Below are 24,276 nucleotides of genomic sequence, written 5' to 3' on the forward strand. Positions count from 1 at the left end.
GCAAACTGCTACTGACCACTGATTACTGATTACTCTTTTATACTCTTCACCTTTACCTTATCAATCTTCACGCCCTCCATTTTAAGCACTTCAAGTTCATAGAGGTTCCAGGCCAGCTTTTCGCCCTCCTTAGGGATGTAGCTCAGCTCGGTCATGATCAGGCCGCTTACGGTGGTAACCTCGTATTCCGGAATCAGGTCGTCAAGGTCAAAATACGTAAGGAAATCGTGCAGCGGGTAGTGCCCGTCTACCATCCAGGTGCCGTCGTCAAGCGCCGTAAGCTGGAACTCGTCTTCATAAAAGTCAGATGCGTCGCCCACCAGTGCCTCCAGTATGTCGTTTAGCGTGATGATGCCCTGGAACACGCCATACTCATCGGTAACCAGCGCATAATGCACCTTTGTTTTCTTGAAAATCTCCAGCGCCTTATAGGCCGAAGTATGCTCTATCAGGTACACCGAATCTTTAATAATATCCTTAAGGCTAAAGTCGGCTTTTTCATACTGGGCAAAAATGTCCTTAAGCTGTACTACGCCCATTACATCGTCAAGGTTGTTGCCCTCGCATACCGGGTATACCGAGTGCAGCTCTTCGAGCATTACCTCGCGTATCTTGTCTTTATTAAACTCTGTGCTCAGGTAGCTTACTGATTTTCGGTGCGTCATGAGCGAGTTTACCTTACGGTCGCCAATGTGGAACACGCGCTCCATAATATCATGTTCTATTTCCTGCACTTCGCCGCCTTCGGTACCTTCTTTAATAATGGCCTTAATTTCTTCTTCGGTTACCTTGCCGTCTGCCGTAGGGCGTATTTTAAAAATTTTCATCAGCGCATCGGTGCTGGTGGTAAGCAGCCAGATAAACGGCGCGGTGATGATGCTGATGTACTTCATGGGTACGGCTACCAGCTTTGCAATGCTTTCGGGGTAGGTAAGGCCTATGCGTTTTGGCAATAACTCGCCCAGCACCAGCGAGAAGAATGTAAGCACCACTACCACAATGCCCACGGCAATGTTAGGCGCGTAGGGCTTAAGCACGGCTATGCTTTCTACAAAAGCGCGTACGTCATCGGTAATTTTATCGCCGGAATAAATACCGGTTAGTATGCCGATGAGCGTAATGCCTATCTGTACCGTACTTAAAAATTTGTTTGGCGCGTTAGCCAGGTCCAGCGCCGTTTGCGCACTGGTGTTGCCTTTTTTGGCGGCGGTTTCAAGGCGGTTCTTCCGTGCGGATATCAGTGCTATCTCGCTCATCGAGAACACGCCGTTAAGGATAATCAGGAAAAATATTATGGCTATTTCCAATGGGTGGTTATTTAGTTAAACTTGTCTATAACAAGGCTTAACCTCTCGGTTACTTCCTCTACAGACCCTATGCCGTCTACCTCATAAAATTTTTGCTGCTGCTTATAGTAGTCAGCCAGGGGTGCGGTCTTTTCATTATATTCCTGGTAGCGCTTGCGTATCAGGGCTTCGTCCTGGTCGTCGGCACGGCCACTGGTTTTGCCACGCTCCAGCAGGCGCGCTACAAGTATTTCATCATTTGCTTCAAGGGCTACAGTGGCGGTTACACTCCAGCTTTTAGACTCAAGAAACGCGTCCAGCGCTTCAGCCTGCGCTATTGTGCGCGGAAAGCCGTCAAACAGGAACCCGTTTGTATCGGGGTTTCTTTCCACTTCATCCTGCAGCATTTTAATGGTAACATCATCGGGCACCAGGTAGCCTTTGTCTGAATACGACTGTGCAAGCTGGCCCAGCTCGGTATTATTGCTTTTGTGGTACCTGAAGAGGTCGCCTGTAGAAATGTGCTTTAAATTGTATTTTGTCTTTAAAAACTCGGCCTGGGTGCCTTTGCCTGCCCCCGGTTTCCCGAAAAGTACAATATTAATCATCGTTGTGTTAGTATGTAAAATTAGTTATGTTACTGTAATTGGTAAATTTCGGGCAGGTTGCGCCCCAGCCCGTCATAGTCGAGCCCGTAGCCCACAATAAATTTATTGGGAATCTCAAAGCCTATATAATCAAGTGTAATGTTTTTAGTATAGGCTTCGGGCTTAAAGAAAAGCGTGGCTATTTTAAGCTGCTTTACATTTTGGCCTTCAAACATTTCTTTTAGGGTTTCAATGGTGTGGCCTGTATCTACTATGTCTTCTATTACCACTACGCTGCGGCCCGCTAAGCTCTGCCCAAGGCCTATAAGCTGTTTAACCTGGCCTGTGCTGCCCGTGCCCTCATAGCTGGCCACCTTTACAAAGCTTACCTCACAGTTTGCGGTGTAGTGCTTTACAAAATCAGATACCACCATAAAGGCACCGTTAAGCACGCCGATAAACACGGGTGTTTCGCCGGCCATATCCTGCTGTACCTGTTTTGCCATGCGTGCCAGGGCGGCATCAATATCGGCAGCGGGGATAAACGGCACAAAATGTTTGTCGTGAAGCTGTATCACTTTAAGGGAAATGTAAATTGATATACCCTGCAAATATACTAATTGTAAGACAGCGGCTTATAAATAGTGGTTTATTTTGTAACTTTTTTAAGAACGGACCCTGCCTTCCTGTAAGGGCGGGCTGCAACATGTATTGTGCATGCCTCCATTAAACAACTCCTAAATTATCTGTGCCCTTAACAATACATCCTGTTTTGCCCTAACTTTGATGGTATAACCCGAAAACATTACACAATGGCACCTGAACCTGTTATTGCACCCAAAGCCACCCTTACTGAGGCTGATACCGACCGTATTATAGAAATGGCCTGGGAAGACCGTACCCCTTTTGAAGCCATACACTACCAGTTTGGCCTTACCGAAGATGCCGTTAAGGCGCTGATGAAAAAAACACTTAAATTCAGCAGCTACACCCTGTGGCGCACCCGTGTAGAACACTGCCACACCAAGCATGCTAAAAAACGCAGTACAGATATTACCCGTTTTAAATGCAACAGGCAGCGTACCATATCATCTAACAAAATAAGCAAACGGTAATGGCACAGCGTACCTATATTTTTGCGGGGGCGGCATCGGCTATGGCGGTGCAGGCCATGAAGGCTCTAAAAGCACAGGGCCACAAGGTAATAGGCATATCGCGTAGCGAAAACGTGATGGGGTATGACGAATTCTATACAGTAGACAGTTACGCCTTTAACAGTTTCCCGAAAGTTGAAGAGGCCGTAAACGGTATTGCCTACTTTCCCGGCACTATAAACCTGAAACCGTTTCACCGCATTGGCGAAGCCGACTTTGTTGCCGATTTTTCTATCAATGCATTAGGGGCAGCGGCATTTTCACAGGCGTATTTACCCAACCTTAAACTGGCCGATGCACCGGCCATACTGTTTTTTAGCACCGTGGCGGTGGCAACAGGCATGCAGTTTCACGCGTCGATAGCCATGGCAAAGGGTGCGGTTGAGGGTTTAACGCGGTCGCTGGCGGCAGAGCTTGCCCCTAAAATAAGGGTAAACTGTATAGCGCCGTCGCTTACTGATACACCCCTGGCCGAAAAACTGCTGGGTTCGGCAGAGAAAGCCGAAGCCGGTAAAAACCGCAACCCGCTGAAGCATATAGGTACCACACAGGACCTTGCAGGAGCCATACGCTTTTTACTGGGTGAAGAGGCCGGCTGGGTTACCGGCCAGGTACTTGCCGTAGATGGCGGCATGGGGGCGGTACGGGTATTGTAGATATATGATTATAAATACAACCACCCCGACCTGCGGGCACCCCTCAAGAGGGGAATAGCTTTGCTCCTGTAAAAATCAGTGCAAAATCCGCGTCATCCGCGTTCCACATCAATAAACAAATCAATGCATCAACAAAAACTACACCTTATACTTCATCGCAAGGTGCACCACCTTTTTGGTTTCAAAAAACTCATCTTCAAAATAATCCGATAAATTAAAAAGCGTAACCTTTTGGAATACTGAAAGTTCCTCGCTAAGGTCACCGCCCTTAAGGTATAGGATGCCGTTTGGCAATTCATGGTTTTGGGCTTTTTTTACCTTGCCGCGCACCCATTTTACAAAGTCGGGCATATTGGTTACGGCACGGCTTACTATAAAATCAAATTCTTCATCAATGGTTTCGGCACGTTTCTGGGCAGCGCGCACGTTGGTAAGGCCCAGCGCCTGTGCCACCTCCTTTACTACTTTTATTTTTTTAGCGATAACATCTACCAGGTAAAAGTTAGTTTCGGGGAACAATATTGCCAGCGGTATGCCGGGGAAACCGCCGCCCGTACCCACATCGAGCACACTGGCACCGGGATTAAACGGCATTACTTTTGCAATACCCAGCGAGTGCAGCACATGGCGCGTATACAGCTCGTCGATATCCTTGCGGGAAATTACGTTTATCCTGGCATTCCATTCTTTATACAGCCCTTCAAGTCGGCTAAACTGCTCAGTCTGCGTGTCGGTAAGGTTTGGGAAATAGTTGACAATTTCCTTCATATTTTATATTTTTGACAAAAGTAAGCATTTCTGTACTGAAATTTTGGCTCAATATTTAGGTTTGCCTGCGCTTTAATAAGTACCTTTGAAATCTATTTTGTTATCAGCATGAACGTAACCCAGCCCATTTTCTCAAAGCACGATTCCGTGAAGTTTTTCCGTACGCTAACAAAGCGTGTAAACGATTATTTTAAAGACAATAACCTTAAAAAAACAGGCAACTGGAAACTGCACCTTAAAACGGCCGTAATGTTTTCGCTTTACCTGGCGCCTTATTTTATACTCCTTACACTCGATATGCCCTGGTGGGCGCAGCTGCTGCTTACTATTACCATGGGGGTTGGCATGGCCGGCATAGGCATGAATGTAATGCACGATGCAAACCACGGGTCGTATAGTGGCAAAAGCTGGCTTAATAAGATAATGGGCGGCAGCATGTACCTGCTGGCCGGCAATGTAAACAACTGGCAGATACAGCACAATGTGCTGCACCATACCTATACTAACATACACGGGCATGACGAAGACCTCGAGGCCGGGCGCATTATCCGCTTTTCTAAGTCGGCGCAGTGGATGAAGATACACAAGTTTCAGCACTACTATTCGGTATTCCTGTACGGGTTGCTTACATTTAACTGGGCCCTTACTACCGACATAAAGCAGATGCGCCGCTACATAAAACGCGGCCTGGCGTATGGAAAATTCCAGAGCCCGGTAAAGCAATGGACCATTTTAGTAATTACTAAAATAATATACGTAGCCATCTGGATAGCATTGCCCATTATCATAGGTATCGCGTGGTGGAAGGTGCTCATAGGCTTTTTTGTAATGCATTATGTAGCGGGGCTAATACTAAGCATTGTATTTCAGCTGGCGCATATTGTAGAGGAGACCGACAACCCGCTGCCTAACGAGATGGGCGAAATGGAAAATACCTGGGCCATACACCAACTGTATACCACAGCCAATTTTGCCCCTAAAAACCGATTTGTAAACTGGTTTACAGGTGGTCTAAACTACCAGATAGAGCACCACATTTTCCCCAACATAAGCCATGTGCATTATAAAAAGATAGCCGAAATTGTAAAGCAAACGGCTAAGGAGCACAACCTGCCGTACCATGAGTTCCGCACCATGCGTGGTGCTATTGCTGCGCACTTTAAGCATCTCAAAGAACTTGGGATGAAGCCGGAAATGGCGTAGGTGCTGAATGGATATTATAGATGAAATAATAACGTTCTGCTGGGTAGCAGTTATAGATAACCTGTTTATCAGCCTGCTGTTTGTAAAATTATTTTCGAGGTTTTTTGCCAAAGATGCCTACCCGGTTTCTAAACAAATTATCCGCTGGCTGATTATTGGATATGCAGTTATAAGTATACTAAGCTGGATTGCCGCGATTATTGTAGATGAAAAACCTTTCTCGGAACGGGCGACAGGGCCTTATGCTGCAGGATTCTGGTTGCTGGTATTTTTTTCCTGTGTCCTGCCACTTACGCTATTACTTAATAAAGTAAAACATAATGGCTGGGCAATATTGCTCATTGCGCTGTTCGTAAATTTGGGAAGGCATATAGAATGGCTGGCGTTTATGAACATGAGCGGTAACGGCTGGATGATGGGGCTGACCCTTATGCCTTTAATAGGCTTGTTTAGGTACGGCATTTTACTGCCCATTTTTATAACAGGCATAAGTATTCTTGTAACGAAGTACCGCAAAAAAAAAGACAATTTTTAGCAATGCCAACCTATGGAAACAGTAGCAGAAATGATAAAACTCTATGAGGTAACGGTTATCCACAACCTGTTTATCAGTCTGCTTGCCGTAAAATTGTATTCTTATTTTTTCGCGAAAGAAGCCTATCCCATTTCTAAAGAAGTTATCCGCTGGCTTATTATCAGCAGCGGGGGATTAAGTATTTTAAGCTGGATTATAATTGCAGTTACTGCCGATGAAATGGCTATGAGTAACCGCGCTACCGGCCCCTATGCGCTTGCATTTTGGCTGCTTATATTGCTGTCCTGTATACTCCCGTTTGTACTGCTATTCAAGAAAATAAAAAAAAAGGCCGGGCCATTTTCCTTGTTGCATTCCTTATCAATACCGGCTGGCTTTTTGAGCGGTTTGTAATTATTGTTACCAGCCTGCACAGGGATTATTTGCCATCAAGCTGGTCAATGTCCCAGCCTTTTACGCCGCTGTTTACAACTTTAATTTACGGCGTATTGATAGGTTTTTTTATAACATGCACAACGGTTGTTGTGATGAAGTATAGCAATACCTCAGAAAATGATATAAAACCACTGCAATGAAGTACATTATACTTAATTGTTTGCTTTCAATAGTTATCTTTGCCTTTATATTTTACAGCTATGCAGGGGTTTCCGGTGGAGATATGGCCATTATGGCAATGAATGTAATAGCAGGGATACTACAGATGCTGGCCGTAAGTATGTACATGCATTTTGCTAAAAAAGGAAGCGCGTCAGCTATAGTACTGGCGCTTATAGCAATGCAGGTTGCAGAACTGGTATTGTTTATTAATTTTGGCTATGATATAAATACCTGGATAAAAGGTATTAAACACTGATTTACAGAAACACAATATAACACACAATTTACATAAGATGAACGCGCTTTCAGACAGGATCAACAACTTATCTACATCGCAAACACTGGCGATGGCCGCAAAAGCAAGGGAACTAAAAGCCCAGGGGTTAGACATTATAAGCCTTAGCCTTGGTGAACCCGATTTTAATACACCCGATTTTATTAAGGAAGCTGCCATACAGGCCATAAACGACAACTACAGTGCCTACCCACCGGTAGATGGTTATGCCGAACTTAAAGATGCCGTAGCGCTTAAGTTTAAGCGTGATAACGGCCTGGGATATAAGCCATCGCAAATTGTGGTATCTACCGGTGCCAAGCAGTCGCTGTACAACCTGTGCCAGGTGCTGCTTAACCCCGGCGATGAGTGCCTTTTGCCCGCGCCCTACTGGGTAAGCTATGCCGAAATGGCCAAGATGGCTGAGGCCATTCCGGTTGAGGTGCCTACTTCAGTAGAGAGCGATTTTAAAATCACGCCGGAGCAATTGGAAGCCGCCATTACCCCAAAAACCAAGGTAATAATGTTCAGCTCGCCATGTAACCCAAGCGGATCTGTATACAGCCGTGCCGAGCTTGAGGCGCTTGCTAAGGTGCTTGAAAAACACCCTGACATTTATATCATTTCCGACGAAATATACGAGCATATTAACTTTACGGGCAATTTTTGCAGCATCGCCACCATACCGGGCATGTACGACCGTACCATTACCGTAAACGGTGTGGCTAAGGCGTTTGCCATGACCGGCTGGAGGATAGGCTATATAGGCGGGCCGGAGTTTATTGCCAAGGCCTGTACTAAAATGCAGGGCCAGGTAACCAGTGGTGCAAACAGTATTGCCCAGCGTGCTACCATAACCGCGCTACAGGCCGACCCAAGCGTGCTTAAAGGCATGGTAGACGCGTTTCACCGCCGCCGCGACCTTGTGGTAGGTCTTGTAAAAGATATCCCGGGCTTTAAGATAAACGTGCCTGAAGGTGCTTTTTACCTGTTCCCGGACGTTTCGTACTACTTTGGCAAAACGCTAAAGGGGATGGAAATTAAAAATGCCGACGACTTTAGTATGTTCCTGCTTGAGCACGCTACTGTAGCTACCGTTACCGGAGATGCCTTTGGCAACCCTAACTGCATCCGCTTTTCGTATGCCACCAGCGACGACCAGCTTGTAGAGGCCATGAGGCGTATTAAAGCCGCCGTTACTGAATAAGCTTTTTTACAGTTTTATATAGTGAATCCCTCGCCGCGGCGGGGGATTTTTTTGTATTTATTATATTTGGGGAGTAATGGAAACCACCCCGCCCTGCGGGCACCCCTCAGGAGGGAATCGTAGTACGTGTGCGGCTTCATATTCATAAGAGTGAAGCTAATTCCCCTCCTGAGGGGTGGCTGAAAGCCGGGGTGGTTTTGCTGCAATACAATACACTTTTTTTCTTACTTTTACCCCTATGGAAACCAATAAAACAGGCGCGGTATATGCCCTTGCCCTCGGCCTGCCCGCCGGGCTGCTGTGCTTATGGCTATTCTTGGGCCTGCGCGATTATTTTCCGTTTAGCCTGTTGCTTAAGGTAAGCAGTTTTAAGGTATTCTGGCATCCAGCCGCTTGGGTAGCGGTAGCCGGGCTGTTGGGCGGATCATTATGGTACAGCGGTTTGCGTATCGCTTTTTATCTTGAAAAGCATGATACCCTGGGCGCAAGTTTCCGGTTTACTTTGCGCGTAAACATCCGCCTGCTCATCGGGCTAACGGTTATTTACATCGGCGGCATAGGCCTGCGTATGTTTACCGGGCACAAGCCCCTGCTGGCTGCCATTCCCTACAGTATTATTGCCATAGCCAGCCTGCTGGCGCTCGCCTCTTTAGTGGCAACCGTTACCATAAGCCTGCTTATTGTACAGCTGACTAAAAACAAACTGAAGATAAAGATCTAAGGCGCTTAGTGGCTTAGGTCCTAAGGCCTCGCCTCTAACAAACTCATAAAACTTTGTACCTTTGCTATATAAACAACATAACACTGCCTTACCCCGGCAGCAATTCCCCCTTTGGGGGTTAGGGGGCTCAATTATGCAAAAAAAGATAGTACTATTAGGGTCGGGAGAACTGGGTAAAGAATTTGTAATTGCCGCGCAGCGCCTGGGGCAAACCGTTATAGCCGTAGACAGCTACGAGAATGCGCCTGCCATGCAGGTAGCCCATGGCTTTGAGGTAATCAATATGCTCGACGGCGCCGCCCTCGATGCCGTTATTGCAAAACATACCCCCGATTTTATTGTCCCCGAAATAGAAGCCATACGTACCGAGCGTTTTTATGATTATGAAAAGCAGGGCATTACCGTGGTGCCAAGCGCTAAGGCGGCCAACTTTACCATGAACCGTAAGGCCATCCGCGACCTTGCGGCTAAAGAACTGGGGCTGCGTACGGCTAACTACCGTTACGCAACATCAGCCGACGAACTGCAGCAGGCTGTGGCCGAAGTGGGCATGCCCTGTGTGGTAAAGCCGCTTATGTCGTCTTCAGGTAAAGGCCAAAGCACCATAAAAACCGGCAGCGACATTGAAAAAGCCTGGAACTATGCCGTAGAAGGCAGCCGCGGCGACGTGGTAGAGGTAATTGTAGAAGCGTTTGTAAACTTTAACAGCGAAATTACCCTGCTTACCGTTACCCAAAACAACAACCCTACATTGTTTTGCCCTCCTATAGGGCACAGGCAGGAGCGCGGCGACTACCAGGAGAGCTGGCAGCCCGCGCATGTGAGCGATGTGGCCCTTGTCGAAGCGCAGGACATGGCACGCAAGGTTACCGAAGCCCTGGGTGGCGCGGGGTTGTTTGGCGTAGAGTTTTTCCTGGCGGATGAGGGCGTGTACTTTAGCGAACTTTCGCCAAGGCCGCACGACACCGGTATGGTAACCCTTGCGGGAACGCAAAACTTCAGCGAGTTTGAACTGCACCTGCGTGCGGTACTAAGCCTGCCCATTGCCGAAATAACATTAGAAAAAACCGGTGCAAGCGCCGTAATATTAGCCTCGGGCACGGGTGTACCGGTATTTAGTGGTATTGAGCAAATAGCCGCACTGCCTAAAACCGACTTCCGCCTGTTTGGCAAACCTACTACAAGGCCCTACCGCCGCATGGGCGTGGCCTTGGTAAGCGATGCCCTTGGCACACCGGTTGAGGAAGTGGTGGAAAAGGCCAAAGCCGCCGCCGCGCTGGTTACGGTAAGTGAAGGGTAAGCCTATCCCGCTCAAATATAACGGCATGCCAAATCGATGAAACAGAACAGGCGTTTTTTTAAGGCTCCATGTCCTAAAGGCCCGGCCCGGGCAAAACGCGCGATTTGGTGTACCTCTTAAAATCCTGTGCCTTTGCCTTACCGGTGTGGCCTTCTTAAGCGGATGAAGTAAACAAATGAAGGTAATTTTTTCGATGATGTTTATGCGGTAGCGCTTGTAACAATATGCGGCACATCCATACTAATATGCAAAACCAAATATCAGATGAAAAAAATTACCATTACACTGTTTATTATTGTTTTAGGATTCCTGTTTATTTATAACGGGCTGCCTGTAATAAACTTTGGTTATATAAAACTGCCGCTAATGCTTATGGGGTTGCTACTGCTTACCGCGCTGCTGTTGTTCAGGGTAACGGGGCAGGGCGAAAAAATGCGCTTTAATGCCGTACCGGCGCACCGCTACCTTTTATGGGGTATTGCTGCCGTGGTTGCTTACCTTATAATAGGCCCGGTACTTACCACCCTTCCCATTTTCCGCAGCCAGGCCTACCGGGAGCTTATTGGCCCCGTAAAGAACGGCACTAAGATGACGAACCACATCGCGCCCATATCGTTAGACGAAGTGCGCGTGGTAGACGAACCCCTTGCAACCCTGCTGGGCGAAAAAATACTGGGCAGCGACCCGGCGTTGGGCAGCAAATGCGAGTTGGGCGAGTTTTTTATCCAAAAGGTAGACGGCAAGCTGTACTGGGTAGCGCCGCTGCTGCATTCGGGCTTTTTTAAATGGCTCAATAACAGCGAGGGTACCGAAGGCTACGTAATGGTCTCGGCCACTAACGAGCGCGATGTAAGGCTGGTGCAAAAACTGGGCGGAAAGGAACTGAAGATAAAATACCAGCCTTCTGCATTCTTTGGCAGTGAAATAGCCCGCCACATCTATTTCAACGGGTATGAAACCACAGGCATTACCGATTATATTTTTGAGGTAGATGATGCCGGTAAGCCCTACTGGGTAGCCACAACGTTTAAAAAGAAAATAGGCTTTAGCGGAAACGATGCCACCGGTGTGGTGGTTGTAGATGCCCAAACGGGCGCCATACAGGATTTTGGCCTGGATAAGGTGCCGGCCTGGATAGACCGCATACAGCCTATAAAATTTGTGGAAGACCAGCTGCAATCATGGGGTGAATATGTGCACGGCTACTGGAATTTTAGCAACGAGGATAAACTGATGATAACCGAGGAGCTAACACTGGTATACGGCCACGATAACCGCTCTTACTGGTATACCGGCTTATCATCTGTGGGGAAGGATGAAAGCGCTGTGGGCTTTATGCTGGTAGATACCCGTACTAAAGAGGCCACCATGTACAACCAGAGCGGCGCTACCGAATATGCCGCCCAGCGCAGCGCCGAAGGCAAGGTACAGGAAAAGGGGTATAAGGCTTCGCTGCCCATACCTTACAGCATTAACAATATACCCACGTATGTAATGACGCTTAAAGACGGCGGCGGCCTGGTAAAAATGTATGCCATGGTAGCCATAGGCGACTACACCATAGTAGGCGTGGGCAATACCATGCGCGAAACGCTGATGTCATATAAAAACGTGTTTAACATGGCGGGCAACCGCATTACTACCGAATCGCGTACCGACCGTAAAGAGTTGAAAAGCGTGGTATCGCGCATACAGAGCGACATTAAAAACGGCAACAGCTTTTATTATTTTACCGTGCAGGGTTCGCCCAAGATATTTATAGGTTCGTCGCAGCTTAGCAACGAATTGCCTGTAACCACTGTGGGCGACAGCATCTCTATATCCTATGATGCCGATACCGAAGAAGTTATTGACGTTAACAAGTTTGATAATCTACAACTGGGGGGTAAGTAATGGGGTGGCGGCACGTGCTGCCAATTTATTAGTTGCGGTGCCGGGAAAGGGGAGTGCGTTAATCAGGGCTATCGTGTTACAGTGGTAGTCCTGTTAAAATATACCCAATATTGTACAACACACGGCTAAATCCTATTAAATTTAACCTGCCGAATTTTCAAAAACATTTATTTAAATGAAACATATTACCACAGTACTTGCACTTACCGGGCTTTTAACCCTGGGCGCCTGCAAGGAAAAACAGGTTACTAAAGAAGAAAAGCAGGAAGCCAAAGCGCAGGGCGGCACTACGGTTACCACGGCAATAGGCCCGCTTGAACTGCCCGCGCCCTATGCTACCAAAAGCGTTTCTAAAGACAGCAAAATGGTAGACTGGCCCGAAGGCGCTGCGCCTAAAGCCCCGGCGGGATTTACGGTTACAAAATTTGCTTCGGATTTAGAAAACCCACGCAATACTTACGTAGCACCTAACGGCGATTTGTTTGTGGTAGAGAGCGGCACCCGTGGCAGCGCTAACCGCATTACCCTTTTCCGTGACAGCGATAAAAGCGGGGCTTATAAAACCCGCGCTGTATTTGCCGAAGGGCTAAACCAGCCTTATGGCGTACTGATACTAAAAGATAAATTTTATGCCGCCTGTACCGACGGCCTGTATATGTATCCTTATAAAGAAGGCGATATTAAAATACAGGGCAAAGGCAAAAAGATAGTAGAATTGCCCGCCGGTGGCTACAACAACCACTGGACGCGTAACCTTATTGCAAATGCCGACGGCAGTAAAATATACATATCGGTAGGGTCGTCCAGCAATGTGGGCGAACACGGTATGGAAAACGAGGTGCGCCGCGCGGCCATACTGGAGGTAAACCCTGACGGAAGTGGCGAGCGCATATATGCCACCGGGCTGCGTAACCCTGTGGGTATGGACTGGAACCCGGTAAACAAAGAGCTGTGGACCGCCGTAAACGAGCGCGACGAACTGGGGGATAACCTGGTGCCCGATTATATAACCAGCGTTAAAGACGGTGGTTTTTACGGATGGCCTTATTCGTATTACGGGCAGATAGAAGACCCGCGCATGAAAGGCCAGAAACCGGAACTGGTAGCCAAAGCCATTATACCCGATGTACCGGTAGGTGCTCACACGGCATCACTGGGGCTGGCGTTTTACACTAAAGATGCCTTTCCGGCGAAGTATAAAAACGGCGCGTTTGTGGGCCAGCACGGCTCATGGAACCGCAGTGTGCTAAGCGGTTATAAAGTACTTTTCGTGCCGTTTAAAGACGGAAAGCCCAGCGGCATGCCCGAAGATTTCCTTACCGGTTTTATAGCCGATGAAGGCAAAGCCGAGGCTTATGCCCGCCCGGTAGATGTTACCGTACTGAACGACGGCAGCCTGCTGGTTAACGATGATGCCGGAAACACGCTGTGGAAGGTAACGGCCAACAAATAGTTTTTTCATCTTACTAAATAGTTACTAAGGAGTCCTGCGGCGCTTGCCGCAGGATTTTTTTATAAAAAATGCCGAAACGCCGGAATTTACCTCCGGCGTTTCCGTTTCATAAAAATAACGTACTTTTGCAGCTTTCAAACTTTTGACTTATACACTTTAAACGAATACGATGACAGAGGGCAATTTTGTAGATTATGTAAAGATATATGTGTCGTCCGGCAAGGGCGGCAAGGGATCTACGCACCTGCACAGGGAAAAGTTTATTGAAAAAGGCGGCCCCGATGGGGGCGATGGCGGCCGTGGCGGCCACGTGTACCTGGTGGGTAATAAAAGTTTGTGGACGTTGTTCCACCTGAAGTTTGCACGCCATATTAAGGCGGGGCACGGCGGCGATGGCGGTAGCGCCCGCAGCACTGGTGCCGATGGTGAGGATAAGTATATTGAAGTGCCGCTGGGTACCGTGGTGAAAGACCAGGAAACCGGCGACGTACTTTTTGAAATAACCGAAGACGGCGAACAGCGTATTTTGGCCAAAGGCGGCAAGGGCGGGCTGGGCAACTGGCACTTCCGCAGCTCTACGAACCAAACGCCGCGTTATAGCCAGCCGGGTATGCCTACACAGGAAATTGACGTACTGCTGGAACTAAAAGTACTTGCCGACGTAGGTTTGGTAGGCTTCCCCAATGCGGGCAAGAGTACGCTGCTTAGTGTGCTTACCAGCGCCAAACCAAAAATTGCCGATTACCCGTTTACCACGCTGAAGCCTAACCTGGGCATTGTGGCCTACAGGGATTTCCAGAGTTTTGTAATTGCCGATATACCGGGGATTATAGAGGGCGCTGCAGAGGGCAAGGGCTTGGGCCATTACTTTTTGCGCCATATAGAGCGTAACTCAATACTTATTTTCCTTATCCCGGCAGATGCTGCTGATATTAAAAAGGAGTATGAGATATTACTGGACGAACTGCGCCGCTACAACCCTGAGATTCTTGATAAGGAGCGCGTTATCGTAATTTCTAAATGCGATATGCTGGACAGCGAACTCACCGCCGAAATGAAAGCCAATCTCGACGTTACCTTTAAAGGTATGCCGTACCTGATGATATCTTCAGTCGCGCAACAGGGCCTTACAGAACTTAAAGACAAGCTGTGGGAGATGCTGAATGTTACGGCTGAGTAAATACGCTTAGATAATAGGCCGCCTGTGAGGGTGTTACATAAAAAAACAGTCACACTACGCTTGCCGTAGTGTGACTGTTTTTTTATGTACTTTTCCCTATGCTTTCGCTGCGGGAATCCTCAGCAACTGTCCGGGATAAATCTTATCAGGGTCAGACAGCATGGGTTTGTTTGCTTCAAAAATCACGTTATATTTTTGTACATCACCATAATACTTACCTGCAATTTTACTCAGTGAGTCGCCGCTCACTACGGTATAAAACTGCGATTCAGGTTCGCTGGCCGTTACCCGCATCTGGTTGTTAACCGATTGTACCCCGCCTACATTGCCTACTGCCAGGGCTATTTTTTCGGCGTCGGCCTGGTGCTCTACCTCGCCCTCAAGGGTTACGTTTTGCCCGCTTGTAGACAGCTTAATGTTTTTATACGTAAGCCCCAGCCCTTTTACAAATTTAAGCAGTTCGCTTGCCTTCAGGTTTTCGCTGTCCGGCGCAGCGGCGTTTATCTTTCCGAAAAGCTGCGTACCCGCATCTTTGTTAAATGTTAGTGTTGCCATTTTTTAGTGTATTTTAAATTAGGTTATACACTAATTTAGGCGTTTTGGTATAGTTGTAAAAAGGGGAGTGGTGTTTTTGGCAAAGGTTTAGGCTATACTTACAGTAGCGTGTTAAGGGATTATGAAAATGAGTTTGAGATGATAGACGAGGAGCATGTTTTTTGTCGAGGCATTTTTATTGTTATCTTTGGAGTATCAACCACCAACTTAAACCCTATGCCCCTTACTAAAAAACGCCTTATCATCAGCTCAATCCTTGTTTTGATTGTAGCGTGGGTAGGTTTCCAAATCTATGATTTTTTAAAATTTGGCTTTGGTGCCGGGAGCTTTCCCCATGCCGAAGTGTATCATCTGAGTGCGTCAGAAGGCGAGGTAATCGCAGCAATACGCGAACTTGAAAAAGAGGGTAAATTACACAAACCGCCCGGGGTTGCCGATAATATTTCGGTGCGCGACACGAGTGATCACAGGGATTACTGGCGCTTTACTAATTTTTATTTCCGCGACTCTAAAGAAGTGGTGCAGGCCTGGACCCGCCCTGACGACAGCACGTCGACCACGTTTGCATTTTACGGTGTAGACTATAAGGTTATTAACCAGGACTTATGGTACATCCCAAATGCGCTCAAGATAAGAAGATTTCGTAAAGAGATATTTGAACCGCTGGAAGCTAAGCTTGATGAGAGAAAAAAGCGGGACTATGAGATGAAAGATAAGAGATAATAGACCTCCTGTGTGGGCGGCTTTTTGTGGTTTTTCTACACATTGTCTTCCATTCCGAGTGGAGGAACGGAACCGAGGAATCTCATTTATAAAGTTCAGTCCGCATTGCAACAAGCAGTCGTTCTGCTTTTAAAATATTGGGTCGCTCTGGCAGGGCAGAAGTATCTTTTGCTTTTTCAATATCATCTAAAAGTGAATTTGCCAAAACCATCAGATCATCATATTCCATATTCCCTGATTTAATATTTAATAGTTCCTCACGGTTATTCACCCTTATGTTCAAAGCACCTTCGGTAAGTATTTGCTTTGCTGATTGTAACAGCCGGATGGTATGCATCATGTTTTTAGAATCATAGTTTTTACCGTGCAGGCTGTTGGTGTTATAGCGGTCTTCGTTGCGTTTTTTTATCCAGTCCCAGTATTCCTTATAATCTTTGCAGTAGGACGAATAGGCTTCTTTGTTACAATACAGGTGCGCGGCTGCTGTTTCTCCTTTTGGTACAGACGAGAGCACTACCTGGTTAGATTCTGTACCTTTCGCTACCCCTTTATAGACTAAAACATTTCCGGTATCGATAAACACGGCAAACATATCTTTAAAATGTGGGATGCTCACCAAGCCGCATTGCTCCTGGCTAAGGTTGTTTTCACTGAGCCAATCGGCAAGCGGGATACTGGTGTTCCCCGAAAGTACATAGCAAAAATCAAGCAAACTCTTGCGCTCCTTATCTACCGGGTTTATAATTTTCTTTTTGAGTCCGGTCGCCTTTTTAATCTGGGTGGCGGCATATCCGGCAAAGGTATCTTTACAAAGTTTTGACAGGAAGTTGCTAAGTTGCAGTTGCTCCATAACCGGATGGCGGTGTAATACGCAATCTTCAGGTGTTGCAAGCAGCTCCAGTATATTCGGGTTGTTTTTTGTGAGGAGTTCTATATAGCGGCCAAGCTCATAATACACTATATCATTGGTTTCGTTATTCACCTGCGGGATGTATTCCATACCAAAGAACATTTCTTTTGGCAGGTAAAAAACGCCTTTAATATCGGTGTCTGAAGTAGGCGTATCAAGCCCGAACGACTTGCTACCCGCTATGGTTTCAAACAAAATCAGGTTGCGGTCTTTTAAATCGGCTATGGTCATTATCGTTGTATTTCGACCCTGAAAAAGGCTTCAAGTTCTGCATTAATCTTCTTCCCTGCTGCCAATCCGGCGGCATATTCCTGATTATAAATAACTGTAGCTTTTAAATAATCTGTTATGATTTCCTCACGCGGATGCAAGTATTTTTCATCGTTTATGGCTTTAATTTCCATTAACTCTTTAGCCTTCTGCCGTACTTCATCAGGGGCAATAACCAGCAAATCGGTGAAAGCCACCGGTGGAATAGTGTTGCTATCTATAATCCATTTGCCGGCGAGGGCAGAGCGTAGCGCGTAGAAGTAGCTTTTTAGCTTTACATGTTCTGCTTCGCACACTTCCATAAAGTTTTTGGTGGTGCCCAGGTAATGGTGCAGTGTGGCAAGAGGTGAAAAACAATCCTGGGCAAAAGCCTGCATTTGCGCCAAAAAAGCATCATCAGTTTTATAAGTAACGGGCGGGAACAGCCATTCCAGCAGCGCGCCGTTTGATTTGGCAAGCAGTTGCAGGGCTTTGTTGATATCCCAGCCGGAGCCGTCGAGATCTTCGCTGGTCACAAATTCTATTACATCGGGTTTTTCCCAAAGGTTAAGGTATTCGTCGGCAGGCTTCTTATAAATAAAGCGGATGTCATAATCACTGTCGGGGCTGGCAAAACCCCATGCACGGCTGCCCGATTCTACCGCGTGCAGTATGGTTATGTTGTGATGCTTTTCTATTTCAGCAAGTTTATTGAGTATGGTTTGTTGCATACAAATATCTTTGTTATTCCTTCCCAAATTTACATTTTTAAAATCTATTCCCTACTTTTACACAAACAAAGACTTTAAGAAACTTCCACATAAATGCGTACACATTTTATCGCCATAGGGGGCGCCGCCATGCACAACCTGGCCCTGGCCCTGCACAGTAAAGGATATAACGTAACCGGCTCCGACGATGCCATATTTGAGCCCAGCCGCACCCGCCTTGAAAAGAAAGGCCTGCTGCCTAAAGAATTGGGTTGGTTCCCCGAGCGCATTACCGCCGATATAGAAGCCATCATACTGGGCATGCACGCCAAAGCCGATAACCCGGAGCTGCTAAAGGCGCAGGAACTTGGCCTGAAAATATACAGCTACCCTGAGTTTTTATATGAACAAAGCAAAGATAAAACCCGCGTAGTAATAGGCGGAAGCCACGGCAAAACCACCATTACCAGCATGATACTGCACGTAATGCATTACCACAACCGTGATGTAGATTATATGGTGGGCGCGCAGCTGGAGGGTTTTGACACCATGGTACACCTTACCGAAGACAACGATTTTATCGTTTTGGAAGGCGACGAATACCTTTCTTCGCCTATGGACAGGAGGCCGAAATTTCACCTGTACCAGCCTAATATTGCCCTGATAAGCGGCATAGCCTGGGACCATATTAACGTGTTCCCTACGTTTGAGAACTATGTGGAGCAGTTTGAGATATTCATTCAGATGATAACCAACGGCGGTATACTCGTATACAACGAGAACGACCCAGAGGTGAAAAAGATAGCCGAAGCCGCTGCCAACCCGATTCGCAAAATTGCCTACCACACGCCGGAGTATACCGTAGAAGATGGTGTTACCCTGCTCGATACGCCCGAAGGCCCTATGCCTATTGCCGTATTTGGCGCACACAACCTTAACAACCTGGCCGGCGCCAAATGGATTTGCCAGAACATGGGGGTTGACGAAGCCGACTTTTACGAAGCCATTGCCACCTTTAAAGGGGCCAGCAAGCGCCTTGAAAAAATAGCCGAAAACGGCAAAAATGTAGCCTATAAAGATTTTGCGCATTCACCCAGCAAGGTAGCCGCTACCACCCGCGCCGTGAAGGAGCAGTATCCGGACAAAACGCTTATTGCCTGCCTGGAACTGCATACTTATAGCAGCCTGAACGCCGAATTTTTAAAAGAATACCGTGGCGCGCTCGATGCGGCTGATGTAGCAGTGGTGTTTTACAGCCCCGATGCGGTAAAAATAAAACAGCTGGAAGAGGTGAGCTACGAACAGATTGCCGAAGCGTTTAACAGGGAAGACCTTATTATATATACTAATCCGGCCGCATTTAAGCAATACCTGTACGAACTAAAATATGATACCCGGGGCGCCGCGCTGTTGCTTATGAGCAGCGGTAACTATGGAGGATTAAATTTTGATGAGGTTAAAACGTTGATTTAGTTTGTTGTTTAGGGTTTGTAGTTCAGGGTTTATATTTTGTAACTGAGCTTCACTCGCGCCGAGCTACCCGACCCACGGCGGCGTGCGCACATAATTGCCCCTGGCAGCGCCCGGGGGCTTGTAAACCATAAAAATCCATCAATGCCTAAAAAATCTGCATCTATACCCGTGCATACCATGCCCGATAAGCACGGGCTGGGCATTGCCATAGGTAAGGCTACCGCGGCCGATCTTGACGGTAAGGTGGATATTAACCAGGTGCACCGCGATGCCTACCATGTATTCTTTTTGCAGGAGCAGGGCACCACGCGGGTTGAGGTCGATTTTCAGGAGCACGTGTTGCAACCGCACACCATCGCTTACATACATCCGTTGCAGGTACACCGGGTAATGAACCTGAGTAACGTATCGTTTTTTGCTATGATGGTAAACAGCGAAAACCTCAATCCTGAATATATACCCCTGCTGCAATCTATAACCCCCTCCGGGCCGTTAACACTCACTGCCGAAACCTTCTACCTCCTTACCGAAACCGCGTCGCTGTGCATAAAACTCTGCGAACGCCGGGACGATAAACTGTACCAAACCCTGCTTAAGGACTGCTGCAATACGCTCGTAGGACTTATCATATCTCAATATTCGGCGCAGGCCGGGCCATCCGGTAGTTTGCTACGCTACAACAGCGTTACGCGCGATTTTAAGGCAGCACTGGAGCGTGATTTCCTCAGCCATAAGCGTCCGTCGGCCTACGCTGCCGGCCTAAATATTTCTACCGCCTACCTTAACGAATGTGTAAAAAACGCGACCGGTTTCCCGGTATCGCACCACATACGCGAGCGTATGGTGCTGGAGGCAAAACGCCTTTTGTACCATTCTGCAAAGTCGGTTAAGGAAATAGCTAATGAGCTGGGTTACGACGATTACCCTTACTTTTCAAGGCTGTTTGCCGAAGCTGTAGGGATGACGGCATTGGCCTTCAGGAACAAAAACCACGATTAGTACAATACTTGCCCCGTTTGCGGCATGGTTTGCCACTGGCTTTTGCACGTACTTTGCGGCATAAAAACTAACACTATGCCCAGTGCTCCAAAATGGCTGTTTGACGTGGTTGAACGCCTCTCTCCAAAACTTCCCTCTATGGTAGTAACCGCCACCCGGCTGTTGTCTTCCTCGGTTAAAAAAATTACGTTTAGCGGCGACTTTTCTGGTCTTGATTTCCGCGAGGGCTACTGTATTGATTTCCGCGTTACCGATACCGAAGTGCGCCGCTACACCCCGTCGTTTGTAGATGATGTTAACGGCATACTCGAGCTCGTGGTGCACCTGCACGGCAACGCGCCCGGCGCCCGTTTTATGGACGCGCTGCAACCTGGCGACACCGTAAACATAAGCGCCCCGCGCGGCCATAAGTATTATGACATTGGCACTGATAATTATGTAATTTTTGGCGACGAAACTTCGCTGGCGCTGGCCTGTTCTTTTCAGCAATCGTTTAAAAAGAACCGTCAGGACTTCCGTTTTTACCTTGAACTTGACCCCGAAAACGGCGAAGTTCCCGCGCTTCTGGGCCTGGAAAATTATACCGTATTCCCAAAAAACGGCGCATTCAAAAATCCTGAAATAATAAAGTTGTTACCCCAATTGCAGGACATGAGTTGGCGTTTGGCCACCTTTATACTTACCGGCAATGTGGTTTCGGCACAGGCGCTGCGCAAGGCGTTAAAAGGTGTGGCACAGGGTAAAGTGCATTTGCAGGGCTATTGGATCAGTGGTAAAAAAGGGTTGTAATATCTTAAAAAAAGACTATGATTTACGTGTTTAAAACTTCGGTGGCTACCGAAAAAGACATAACAAAACTAACGGTCGACCTTGACGAACTGCTGCCCGGTGCCCGCTGGAATTTTGACCTTGACGACAGCGACAACATACTGCGCATAGATACCACCGCCGATGTAGCCGATGCCGTAACAACACTACTGCTGGTTACCGGTTTTGACTGCGAGGAACTGTTTTAGGCTCCGGGGAGAAGATTTAGATTGGCTCATAGAAATATATTGGAAAGGTGCTGAAAAAAGTAGCTTCCGCCACAATAATTTATTTTAACACCGTGGCATACTATTTTTTAACCCTATGGGTTTAGATACTGAACCAATTTATATATCCATGAGAAAAATTTTTGCACTGGCGGCTATTACTGCCACACTGTTTTCCTGTTCTAATGATGATGATAATTCTGCCCCGGCAGAAGAGGCTTTTTTTAATTTTGAGATAGGCGATACCTGGGCTTACAAACATTACAGCCAAAATTCAGAAGGAACGTTTATCTTTAATTCAGTTATCGATACGGTTAAAATCGTTGGCACACAGGAATTTTATGGTGAAACGTATTTTGATTTTGAAACAAAGACCTATGGTACAGGCGGTAATCTTTCAGATACAAATCATACTTATCAGCGTGTAGATGAGAACGGGCATCTTATAAATTCGCGGGGAAGGATTGTAAGCCCGGGAAACGATACTGATTTTACAGATAATTATCCTTATACAATGGCTAACAACGATACCATAGGCTATATGGCTACCCAGTTGTTTCAGCAGCAGGATATAGAAGTGGAAGGGCAATCGTACTCTGCATATAATTATCAAAGTTATTTTACCCCTGTTGCAAATGGGGGAGCTGCCGGTATAGGGTATCAAACATTTTTCAGTCCGGGTATAGGACTTGTGTTAAGGAGGTACCGCTATTTGAATTCAGAAGGACTCAAAATAGAATACCGCCTGGTTTACCACAATTAAAGAAACGCCTCCGGGCTTTTTTTTATAAATTGCTTTAGTTTGAAAATACTCCCATAGGTAATTTTACAAAGCAGTGTACTGAAGCCGTTTGTTCAGTAATTACAATTATTAACAATGTTAGGCAATGTAAAGCTGTTTGTGGAATATATAATGCTATGGTATTTAAAATGAAGAGTTTAATTTTTGGCATAAAAACGCACTTTTTGCAAAAAGAGTGCAATTTGTAAAGCAAAATGTGGAAGATAAGGCCGATTTTGAGTCTTTAAAAAAGTTATCAATACTATATTTTGATGAGGTAGGAGGTTGGGAAGAAAAATTGCCTAAATTAGTAATTCAAACCACCGTAAAAACATGGACGACCTACAGCAAAATATCTCCATAAAATTTTGGGCCGAAGACGATCAGCCGCGCGAAAAGCTGATGCTAAAGGGAAAAGCCGCCTTAAGCGATGCCGAACTGATTGCCATACTTATAGGCAGTGGCAGCCGGAACGAGAGCGCGGTAGAACTGAGCAAGCGCATATTAAAAAGTGTAGATAATAACCTTAACGCGCTGGGGAAGCTTGGTTATAAGCAACTTATGGCTTTTAAAGGCATAGGCGATGCCAAGGCCGTAACCATCGCCGCCGCTATGGAGCTGGGCCGCCGCCGCCGAGAAGAGGATGTAAAAGTGCTGGATAAGATAACCAGCAGCAAGGCTGTTTTTGAAATCATGCAGCCTGTTATCGGTGAATTGCCGCACGAGGAATTTTGGATTATCTACCTGAATAACAGTAACAAAGTAATTTATAAAACCCAGCTGAGCAAGGGCGGGTTAACCGGTACCGTGGTAGACGTTCGCCTGGTTTTTAAGACTGCCCTGGAGCATAATGCCGTGGGAATAATATTGGTACATAACCATCCCAGCGGCGTGCTGAAGGCCAGCGATGCCGATAAGCAAATAACCCGGCAGCTAAAGGCCGCAGGGATCTCATTAGATATTAAAGTGCTTGACCATGTGATAGTTACCGAACATAGCTATATGAGTTTTGTGGATGAGGGAATCCTTTAAAGCTTTCAGCGCTAAGCTGTCAGCTTTCAGCCATATAGGTGCTGATTGCTGAAGGTTGACAGCTAATTAAACAACCGCCTGTATTCCAGCGGACTAACATTGGCTTTGGCCTTAAATAACTTGCTGAACGACTGCGGGTACTCAAACCCCAGGCGGTAGGCCACCTCACTTACAGTAAGTTCGGTGGTAGTTAAAATTTCTTTAGCTTTGTCTATCAGTTTGTTATGTATGTGCTGCTGTGCATTCTGGCCGGTGTGGGCACGCAACATATCGCTTAAATATCCGGGTGAAACGTTAAGCTGGTCGGCCAAATCTTTAACTTTTGGCAGGCTTGCGTCATGGGCATTCAAATGGTTATTAAGCAACTGTTCCAGCTTGGCAATCAGGTCGTTATTGGCCTGCTTGCGTGTAATGAACTGCCGGTTGTAAAAGCGGTTGCAATAGTTAAGCAGTAGCTCTATGTGCGACACGATAACGTCCTGCGTGAAACGGTCTATATTACCGTGGTATTCGCTTGCTATATTGCTCAATATCTGCTCAATAAGTACTTCTTCCTTTTTTGAAACATATAGCGCTTCATTGGCTTCATAGCTAAAATATTCGTGGTGCTTAATGTTTTTCCCCAAGGCATACCCCTGGATAAAATCCTGGTGAAACAGCAGCATAAAACCATTGGCGGGGCGGTCAGTCGGTTCGTCTTCATAGCACAACTGGCCGGGCGCAACAAAGCTCATTACGCCTTCGTCGAAATCGTAGTAATGCTGGCCGTAGCGCACCTTGCCATTAAAGTCGCGCTTGGCCGCAACCATATAAAAATCAAGCACAAAGCCCTGGGTAAAATCGGCTTTTGAATTTACAATCTCACTAAAATACACTATACTTACCTGCGGGTGCTCCGGCTCGCGGATGCCCAGTATGCGGTGCAGTTCGGTAATGCTGGCTATGGGTACTATAGGTTTTGCAGGTTTCTTCATAATCAGGTTTTTAAAGCAGAAA

27 protein-coding genes are annotated in these 24,276 nt (G+C 46.8%); 19 read left to right on the forward strand and 8 right to left on the reverse strand.

The annotated features are described in order from the left end of the window. Positions 1 to 29: 29 nt before the first annotated feature. The 3 genes from ACLI09_RS03520 to hpt are packed head-to-tail and all read right to left on the reverse strand — an operon-like array spanning position 30 to position 2,451. The gene (locus tag ACLI09_RS03520; RefSeq protein ID WP_411418205.1) at positions 30 to 1,307 is read right to left on the reverse strand and encodes a hemolysin family protein; all 1,278 of its coding nucleotides are present in this window, start codon (positions 1,305 to 1,307) and stop codon (positions 30 to 32) included. An 11-nt stretch (positions 1,308 to 1,318) separates the two neighbouring features. Further along, entirely contained in the window at positions 1,319 to 1,894 is a 576-nt protein-coding gene (locus ACLI09_RS03525; protein WP_411418206.1) for an adenylate kinase, read from the reverse strand. A 29-nt stretch (positions 1,895 to 1,923) separates the two neighbouring features. Continuing rightward, a complete protein-coding gene (gene hpt, locus ACLI09_RS03530; RefSeq protein ID WP_411418395.1) occupies positions 1,924 to 2,451 on the reverse strand; it encodes a hypoxanthine phosphoribosyltransferase in 528 nt (175 codons plus the stop codon). Between the two features lie 234 nt (positions 2,452 to 2,685). On the opposite strand from hpt, the gene ACLI09_RS03535 reads away from it, so the two are divergent. Beyond that, a complete protein-coding gene (locus ACLI09_RS03535; RefSeq protein WP_411418207.1) occupies positions 2,686 to 2,988 on the forward strand; it encodes a TIGR03643 family protein in 303 nt (100 codons plus the stop codon). Next, positions 2,988 to 3,683: an SDR family NAD(P)-dependent oxidoreductase gene (locus ACLI09_RS03540; protein ID WP_411418208.1), complete on the forward strand. Its 696-nt coding sequence runs from the start codon at positions 2,988 to 2,990 to the stop codon at positions 3,681 to 3,683. The genes ACLI09_RS03535 and ACLI09_RS03540 overlap by 1 nt, the downstream gene beginning before the upstream one ends. Before the next feature lie 138 nt (positions 3,684 to 3,821). Here ACLI09_RS03540 and rsmG read toward each other — a convergent pair whose 3' ends face one another. Then, positions 3,822 to 4,451 (reverse strand): 16S rRNA (guanine(527)-N(7))-methyltransferase RsmG, encoded by a 630-nt coding sequence (gene rsmG / locus ACLI09_RS03545; protein ID WP_411418209.1) that lies wholly within the window; start codon positions 4,449 to 4,451, stop codon positions 3,822 to 3,824. Between the two features lie 108 nt (positions 4,452 to 4,559). On the opposite strand from rsmG, the gene ACLI09_RS03550 reads away from it, so the two are divergent. The 10 genes from ACLI09_RS03550 to obgE all read left to right on the forward strand — a co-directional run bounded on the left by ACLI09_RS03550 (position 4,560) and on the right by obgE (position 14,814). Continuing rightward, on the forward strand, positions 4,560 to 5,654 hold the full coding sequence (locus ACLI09_RS03550; protein ID WP_411418210.1) for a fatty acid desaturase family protein: 1,095 nt from the start codon (positions 4,560 to 4,562) through the stop codon (positions 5,652 to 5,654). A gap of 7 nt (positions 5,655 to 5,661) precedes the next feature. Then, positions 5,662 to 6,189 (forward strand): hypothetical protein, encoded by a 528-nt coding sequence (locus tag ACLI09_RS03555; protein ID WP_411418211.1) that lies wholly within the window; start codon positions 5,662 to 5,664, stop codon positions 6,187 to 6,189. Positions 6,190 to 6,201: 12 nt separating this feature from the next. Next, the gene (locus ACLI09_RS03560; protein ID WP_411418212.1) at positions 6,202 to 6,582 is read left to right on the forward strand and encodes a hypothetical protein; all 381 of its coding nucleotides are present in this window, start codon (positions 6,202 to 6,204) and stop codon (positions 6,580 to 6,582) included. 178 nt (positions 6,583 to 6,760) lie between these two features. Beyond that, complete coding sequence (locus tag ACLI09_RS03565) at positions 6,761 to 7,042, forward strand: hypothetical protein (protein ID WP_411418213.1); 282 nt, start codon at positions 6,761 to 6,763, stop codon at positions 7,040 to 7,042. Positions 7,043 to 7,079: 37 nt separating this feature from the next. Beyond that, positions 7,080 to 8,267: a pyridoxal phosphate-dependent aminotransferase gene (locus ACLI09_RS03570; RefSeq protein WP_411418214.1), complete on the forward strand. Its 1,188-nt coding sequence runs from the start codon at positions 7,080 to 7,082 to the stop codon at positions 8,265 to 8,267. A 238-nt stretch (positions 8,268 to 8,505) separates the two neighbouring features. Beyond that, positions 8,506 to 8,988 carry a hypothetical protein gene (locus tag ACLI09_RS03575; RefSeq protein WP_411418215.1) on the forward strand — a complete coding sequence of 161 codons (483 nt, stop codon included), beginning with the start codon at positions 8,506 to 8,508 and terminating at the stop codon, positions 8,986 to 8,988. Between the two features lie 133 nt (positions 8,989 to 9,121). Next, positions 9,122 to 10,288, forward strand: coding sequence for a formate-dependent phosphoribosylglycinamide formyltransferase (gene purT, locus ACLI09_RS03580; protein ID WP_411418216.1), 1,167 nt, complete (start codon positions 9,122 to 9,124; stop codon positions 10,286 to 10,288). 264 nt (positions 10,289 to 10,552) lie between these two features. Beyond that, positions 10,553 to 12,181 carry a hypothetical protein gene (locus ACLI09_RS03585; protein ID WP_411418217.1) on the forward strand — a complete coding sequence of 543 codons (1,629 nt, stop codon included), beginning with the start codon at positions 10,553 to 10,555 and terminating at the stop codon, positions 12,179 to 12,181. A gap of 175 nt (positions 12,182 to 12,356) precedes the next feature. Then, positions 12,357 to 13,634 (forward strand): PQQ-dependent sugar dehydrogenase, encoded by a 1,278-nt coding sequence (locus ACLI09_RS03590; RefSeq protein WP_411418218.1) that lies wholly within the window; start codon positions 12,357 to 12,359, stop codon positions 13,632 to 13,634. 169 nt (positions 13,635 to 13,803) lie between these two features. Further along, the gene (gene obgE / locus ACLI09_RS03595) at positions 13,804 to 14,814 is read left to right on the forward strand and encodes a GTPase ObgE (protein ID WP_411418219.1); all 1,011 of its coding nucleotides are present in this window, start codon (positions 13,804 to 13,806) and stop codon (positions 14,812 to 14,814) included. A 96-nt stretch (positions 14,815 to 14,910) separates the two neighbouring features. Here the strand turns inward: obgE and lysM are convergent, their stop codons facing one another. After that, positions 14,911 to 15,369 carry a peptidoglycan-binding protein LysM gene (lysM, locus tag ACLI09_RS03600; RefSeq protein WP_411418220.1) on the reverse strand — a complete coding sequence of 153 codons (459 nt, stop codon included), beginning with the start codon at positions 15,367 to 15,369 and terminating at the stop codon, positions 14,911 to 14,913. Positions 15,370 to 15,477: 108 nt separating this feature from the next. Between lysM and ACLI09_RS03605 the strand changes: the two genes are divergently transcribed. Next, the gene (locus ACLI09_RS03605; protein ID WP_411418221.1) at positions 15,478 to 16,092 is read left to right on the forward strand and encodes a hypothetical protein; all 615 of its coding nucleotides are present in this window, start codon (positions 15,478 to 15,480) and stop codon (positions 16,090 to 16,092) included. Positions 16,093 to 16,174: 82 nt separating this feature from the next. Here the strand turns inward: ACLI09_RS03605 and ACLI09_RS03610 are convergent, their stop codons facing one another. Then, the gene (locus tag ACLI09_RS03610; protein WP_411418222.1) at positions 16,175 to 17,233 is read right to left on the reverse strand and encodes a DNA polymerase beta superfamily protein; all 1,059 of its coding nucleotides are present in this window, start codon (positions 17,231 to 17,233) and stop codon (positions 16,175 to 16,177) included. After that, positions 17,233 to 17,982 (reverse strand): DNA polymerase beta superfamily protein, encoded by a 750-nt coding sequence (locus ACLI09_RS03615; protein ID WP_411418223.1) that lies wholly within the window; start codon positions 17,980 to 17,982, stop codon positions 17,233 to 17,235. The genes ACLI09_RS03610 and ACLI09_RS03615 overlap by 1 nt, the downstream gene beginning before the upstream one ends. A 93-nt stretch (positions 17,983 to 18,075) precedes the next feature. Here ACLI09_RS03615 and ACLI09_RS03620 point away from each other — a divergent pair, with 93 nt between their 5' ends. The 6 genes from ACLI09_RS03620 to radC all read left to right on the forward strand — a co-directional run bounded on the left by ACLI09_RS03620 (position 18,076) and on the right by radC (position 23,280). Next, positions 18,076 to 19,434, forward strand: coding sequence for a UDP-N-acetylmuramate--L-alanine ligase (locus ACLI09_RS03620; protein ID WP_411418224.1), 1,359 nt, complete (start codon positions 18,076 to 18,078; stop codon positions 19,432 to 19,434). 141 nt (positions 19,435 to 19,575) lie between these two features. Then, positions 19,576 to 20,433: a helix-turn-helix domain-containing protein gene (locus tag ACLI09_RS03625; RefSeq protein WP_411418225.1), complete on the forward strand. Its 858-nt coding sequence runs from the start codon at positions 19,576 to 19,578 to the stop codon at positions 20,431 to 20,433. Positions 20,434 to 20,508: 75 nt separating this feature from the next. Beyond that, complete coding sequence (locus tag ACLI09_RS03630; protein WP_411418226.1) at positions 20,509 to 21,222, forward strand: siderophore-interacting protein; 714 nt, start codon at positions 20,509 to 20,511, stop codon at positions 21,220 to 21,222. A gap of 17 nt (positions 21,223 to 21,239) precedes the next feature. Further along, positions 21,240 to 21,449, forward strand: coding sequence for a hypothetical protein (locus ACLI09_RS03635; protein ID WP_411418227.1), 210 nt, complete (start codon positions 21,240 to 21,242; stop codon positions 21,447 to 21,449). A gap of 148 nt (positions 21,450 to 21,597) precedes the next feature. Further along, positions 21,598 to 22,230, forward strand: coding sequence for a hypothetical protein (locus tag ACLI09_RS03640; protein WP_411418228.1), 633 nt, complete (start codon positions 21,598 to 21,600; stop codon positions 22,228 to 22,230). Between the two features lie 351 nt (positions 22,231 to 22,581). Beyond that, entirely contained in the window at positions 22,582 to 23,280 is a 699-nt protein-coding gene (radC, locus tag ACLI09_RS03645) for a RadC family protein (protein WP_411418229.1), read from the forward strand. Positions 23,281 to 23,342: 62 nt separating this feature from the next. On the opposite strand, the gene ACLI09_RS03650 is transcribed toward radC, so the two are convergent. Continuing rightward, entirely contained in the window at positions 23,343 to 24,254 is a 912-nt protein-coding gene (locus ACLI09_RS03650; protein WP_411418230.1) for a helix-turn-helix domain-containing protein, read from the reverse strand. Between the last annotated feature and the right edge of the window lie 22 nt (positions 24,255 to 24,276).

This window comes from Flavobacterium sp. RHBU_24 (assembly GCF_046613695.1).
Lineage (GTDB): Bacteria > Bacteroidota > Bacteroidia > Flavobacteriales > Flavobacteriaceae > Flavobacterium.

Coding starts and splice junctions, on each gene's coding strand:
- ACLI09_RS03620 (WP_411418224.1), top strand. CDS start 18,076: ATGCGTACACATTTTATCGCCATAGGGGGCGCCGCCATGCACAACCTG.
- ACLI09_RS03565 (WP_411418213.1), top strand. CDS start 6,761: ATGAAGTACATTATACTTAATTGTTTGCTTTCAATAGTTATCTTTGCC.
- ACLI09_RS03585 (WP_411418217.1), top strand. CDS start 10,553: ATGAAAAAAATTACCATTACACTGTTTATTATTGTTTTAGGATTCCTG.
- obgE (WP_411418219.1), top strand. CDS start 13,804: ATGACAGAGGGCAATTTTGTAGATTATGTAAAGATATATGTGTCGTCC.
- rsmG (WP_411418209.1), bottom strand. CDS start 4,451: ATGAAGGAAATTGTCAACTATTTCCCAAACCTTACCGACACGCAGACT.
- ACLI09_RS03590 (WP_411418218.1), top strand. CDS start 12,357: ATGAAACATATTACCACAGTACTTGCACTTACCGGGCTTTTAACCCTG.
- lysM (WP_411418220.1), bottom strand. CDS start 15,369: ATGGCAACACTAACATTTAACAAAGATGCGGGTACGCAGCTTTTCGGA.
- ACLI09_RS03615 (WP_411418223.1), bottom strand. CDS start 17,982: ATGCAACAAACCATACTCAATAAACTTGCTGAAATAGAAAAGCATCAC.
- ACLI09_RS03570 (WP_411418214.1), top strand. CDS start 7,080: ATGAACGCGCTTTCAGACAGGATCAACAACTTATCTACATCGCAAACA.
- ACLI09_RS03610 (WP_411418222.1), bottom strand. CDS start 17,233: ATGACCATAGCCGATTTAAAAGACCGCAACCTGATTTTGTTTGAAACC.
- purT (WP_411418216.1), top strand. CDS start 9,122: ATGCAAAAAAAGATAGTACTATTAGGGTCGGGAGAACTGGGTAAAGAA.
- ACLI09_RS03535 (WP_411418207.1), top strand. CDS start 2,686: ATGGCACCTGAACCTGTTATTGCACCCAAAGCCACCCTTACTGAGGCT.
- ACLI09_RS03575 (WP_411418215.1), top strand. CDS start 8,506: ATGGAAACCAATAAAACAGGCGCGGTATATGCCCTTGCCCTCGGCCTG.
- ACLI09_RS03540 (WP_411418208.1), top strand. CDS start 2,988: ATGGCACAGCGTACCTATATTTTTGCGGGGGCGGCATCGGCTATGGCG.
- ACLI09_RS03640 (WP_411418228.1), top strand. CDS start 21,598: ATGAGAAAAATTTTTGCACTGGCGGCTATTACTGCCACACTGTTTTCC.
- ACLI09_RS03625 (WP_411418225.1), top strand. CDS start 19,576: ATGCCTAAAAAATCTGCATCTATACCCGTGCATACCATGCCCGATAAG.
- ACLI09_RS03555 (WP_411418211.1), top strand. CDS start 5,662: ATGGATATTATAGATGAAATAATAACGTTCTGCTGGGTAGCAGTTATA.
- ACLI09_RS03550 (WP_411418210.1), top strand. CDS start 4,560: ATGAACGTAACCCAGCCCATTTTCTCAAAGCACGATTCCGTGAAGTTT.
- ACLI09_RS03635 (WP_411418227.1), top strand. CDS start 21,240: ATGATTTACGTGTTTAAAACTTCGGTGGCTACCGAAAAAGACATAACA.
- ACLI09_RS03630 (WP_411418226.1), top strand. CDS start 20,509: ATGCCCAGTGCTCCAAAATGGCTGTTTGACGTGGTTGAACGCCTCTCT.
- radC (WP_411418229.1), top strand. CDS start 22,582: ATGGACGACCTACAGCAAAATATCTCCATAAAATTTTGGGCCGAAGAC.
- ACLI09_RS03650 (WP_411418230.1), bottom strand. CDS start 24,254: ATGAAGAAACCTGCAAAACCTATAGTACCCATAGCCAGCATTACCGAA.
- ACLI09_RS03525 (WP_411418206.1), bottom strand. CDS start 1,894: ATGATTAATATTGTACTTTTCGGGAAACCGGGGGCAGGCAAAGGCACC.
- ACLI09_RS03560 (WP_411418212.1), top strand. CDS start 6,202: ATGGAAACAGTAGCAGAAATGATAAAACTCTATGAGGTAACGGTTATC.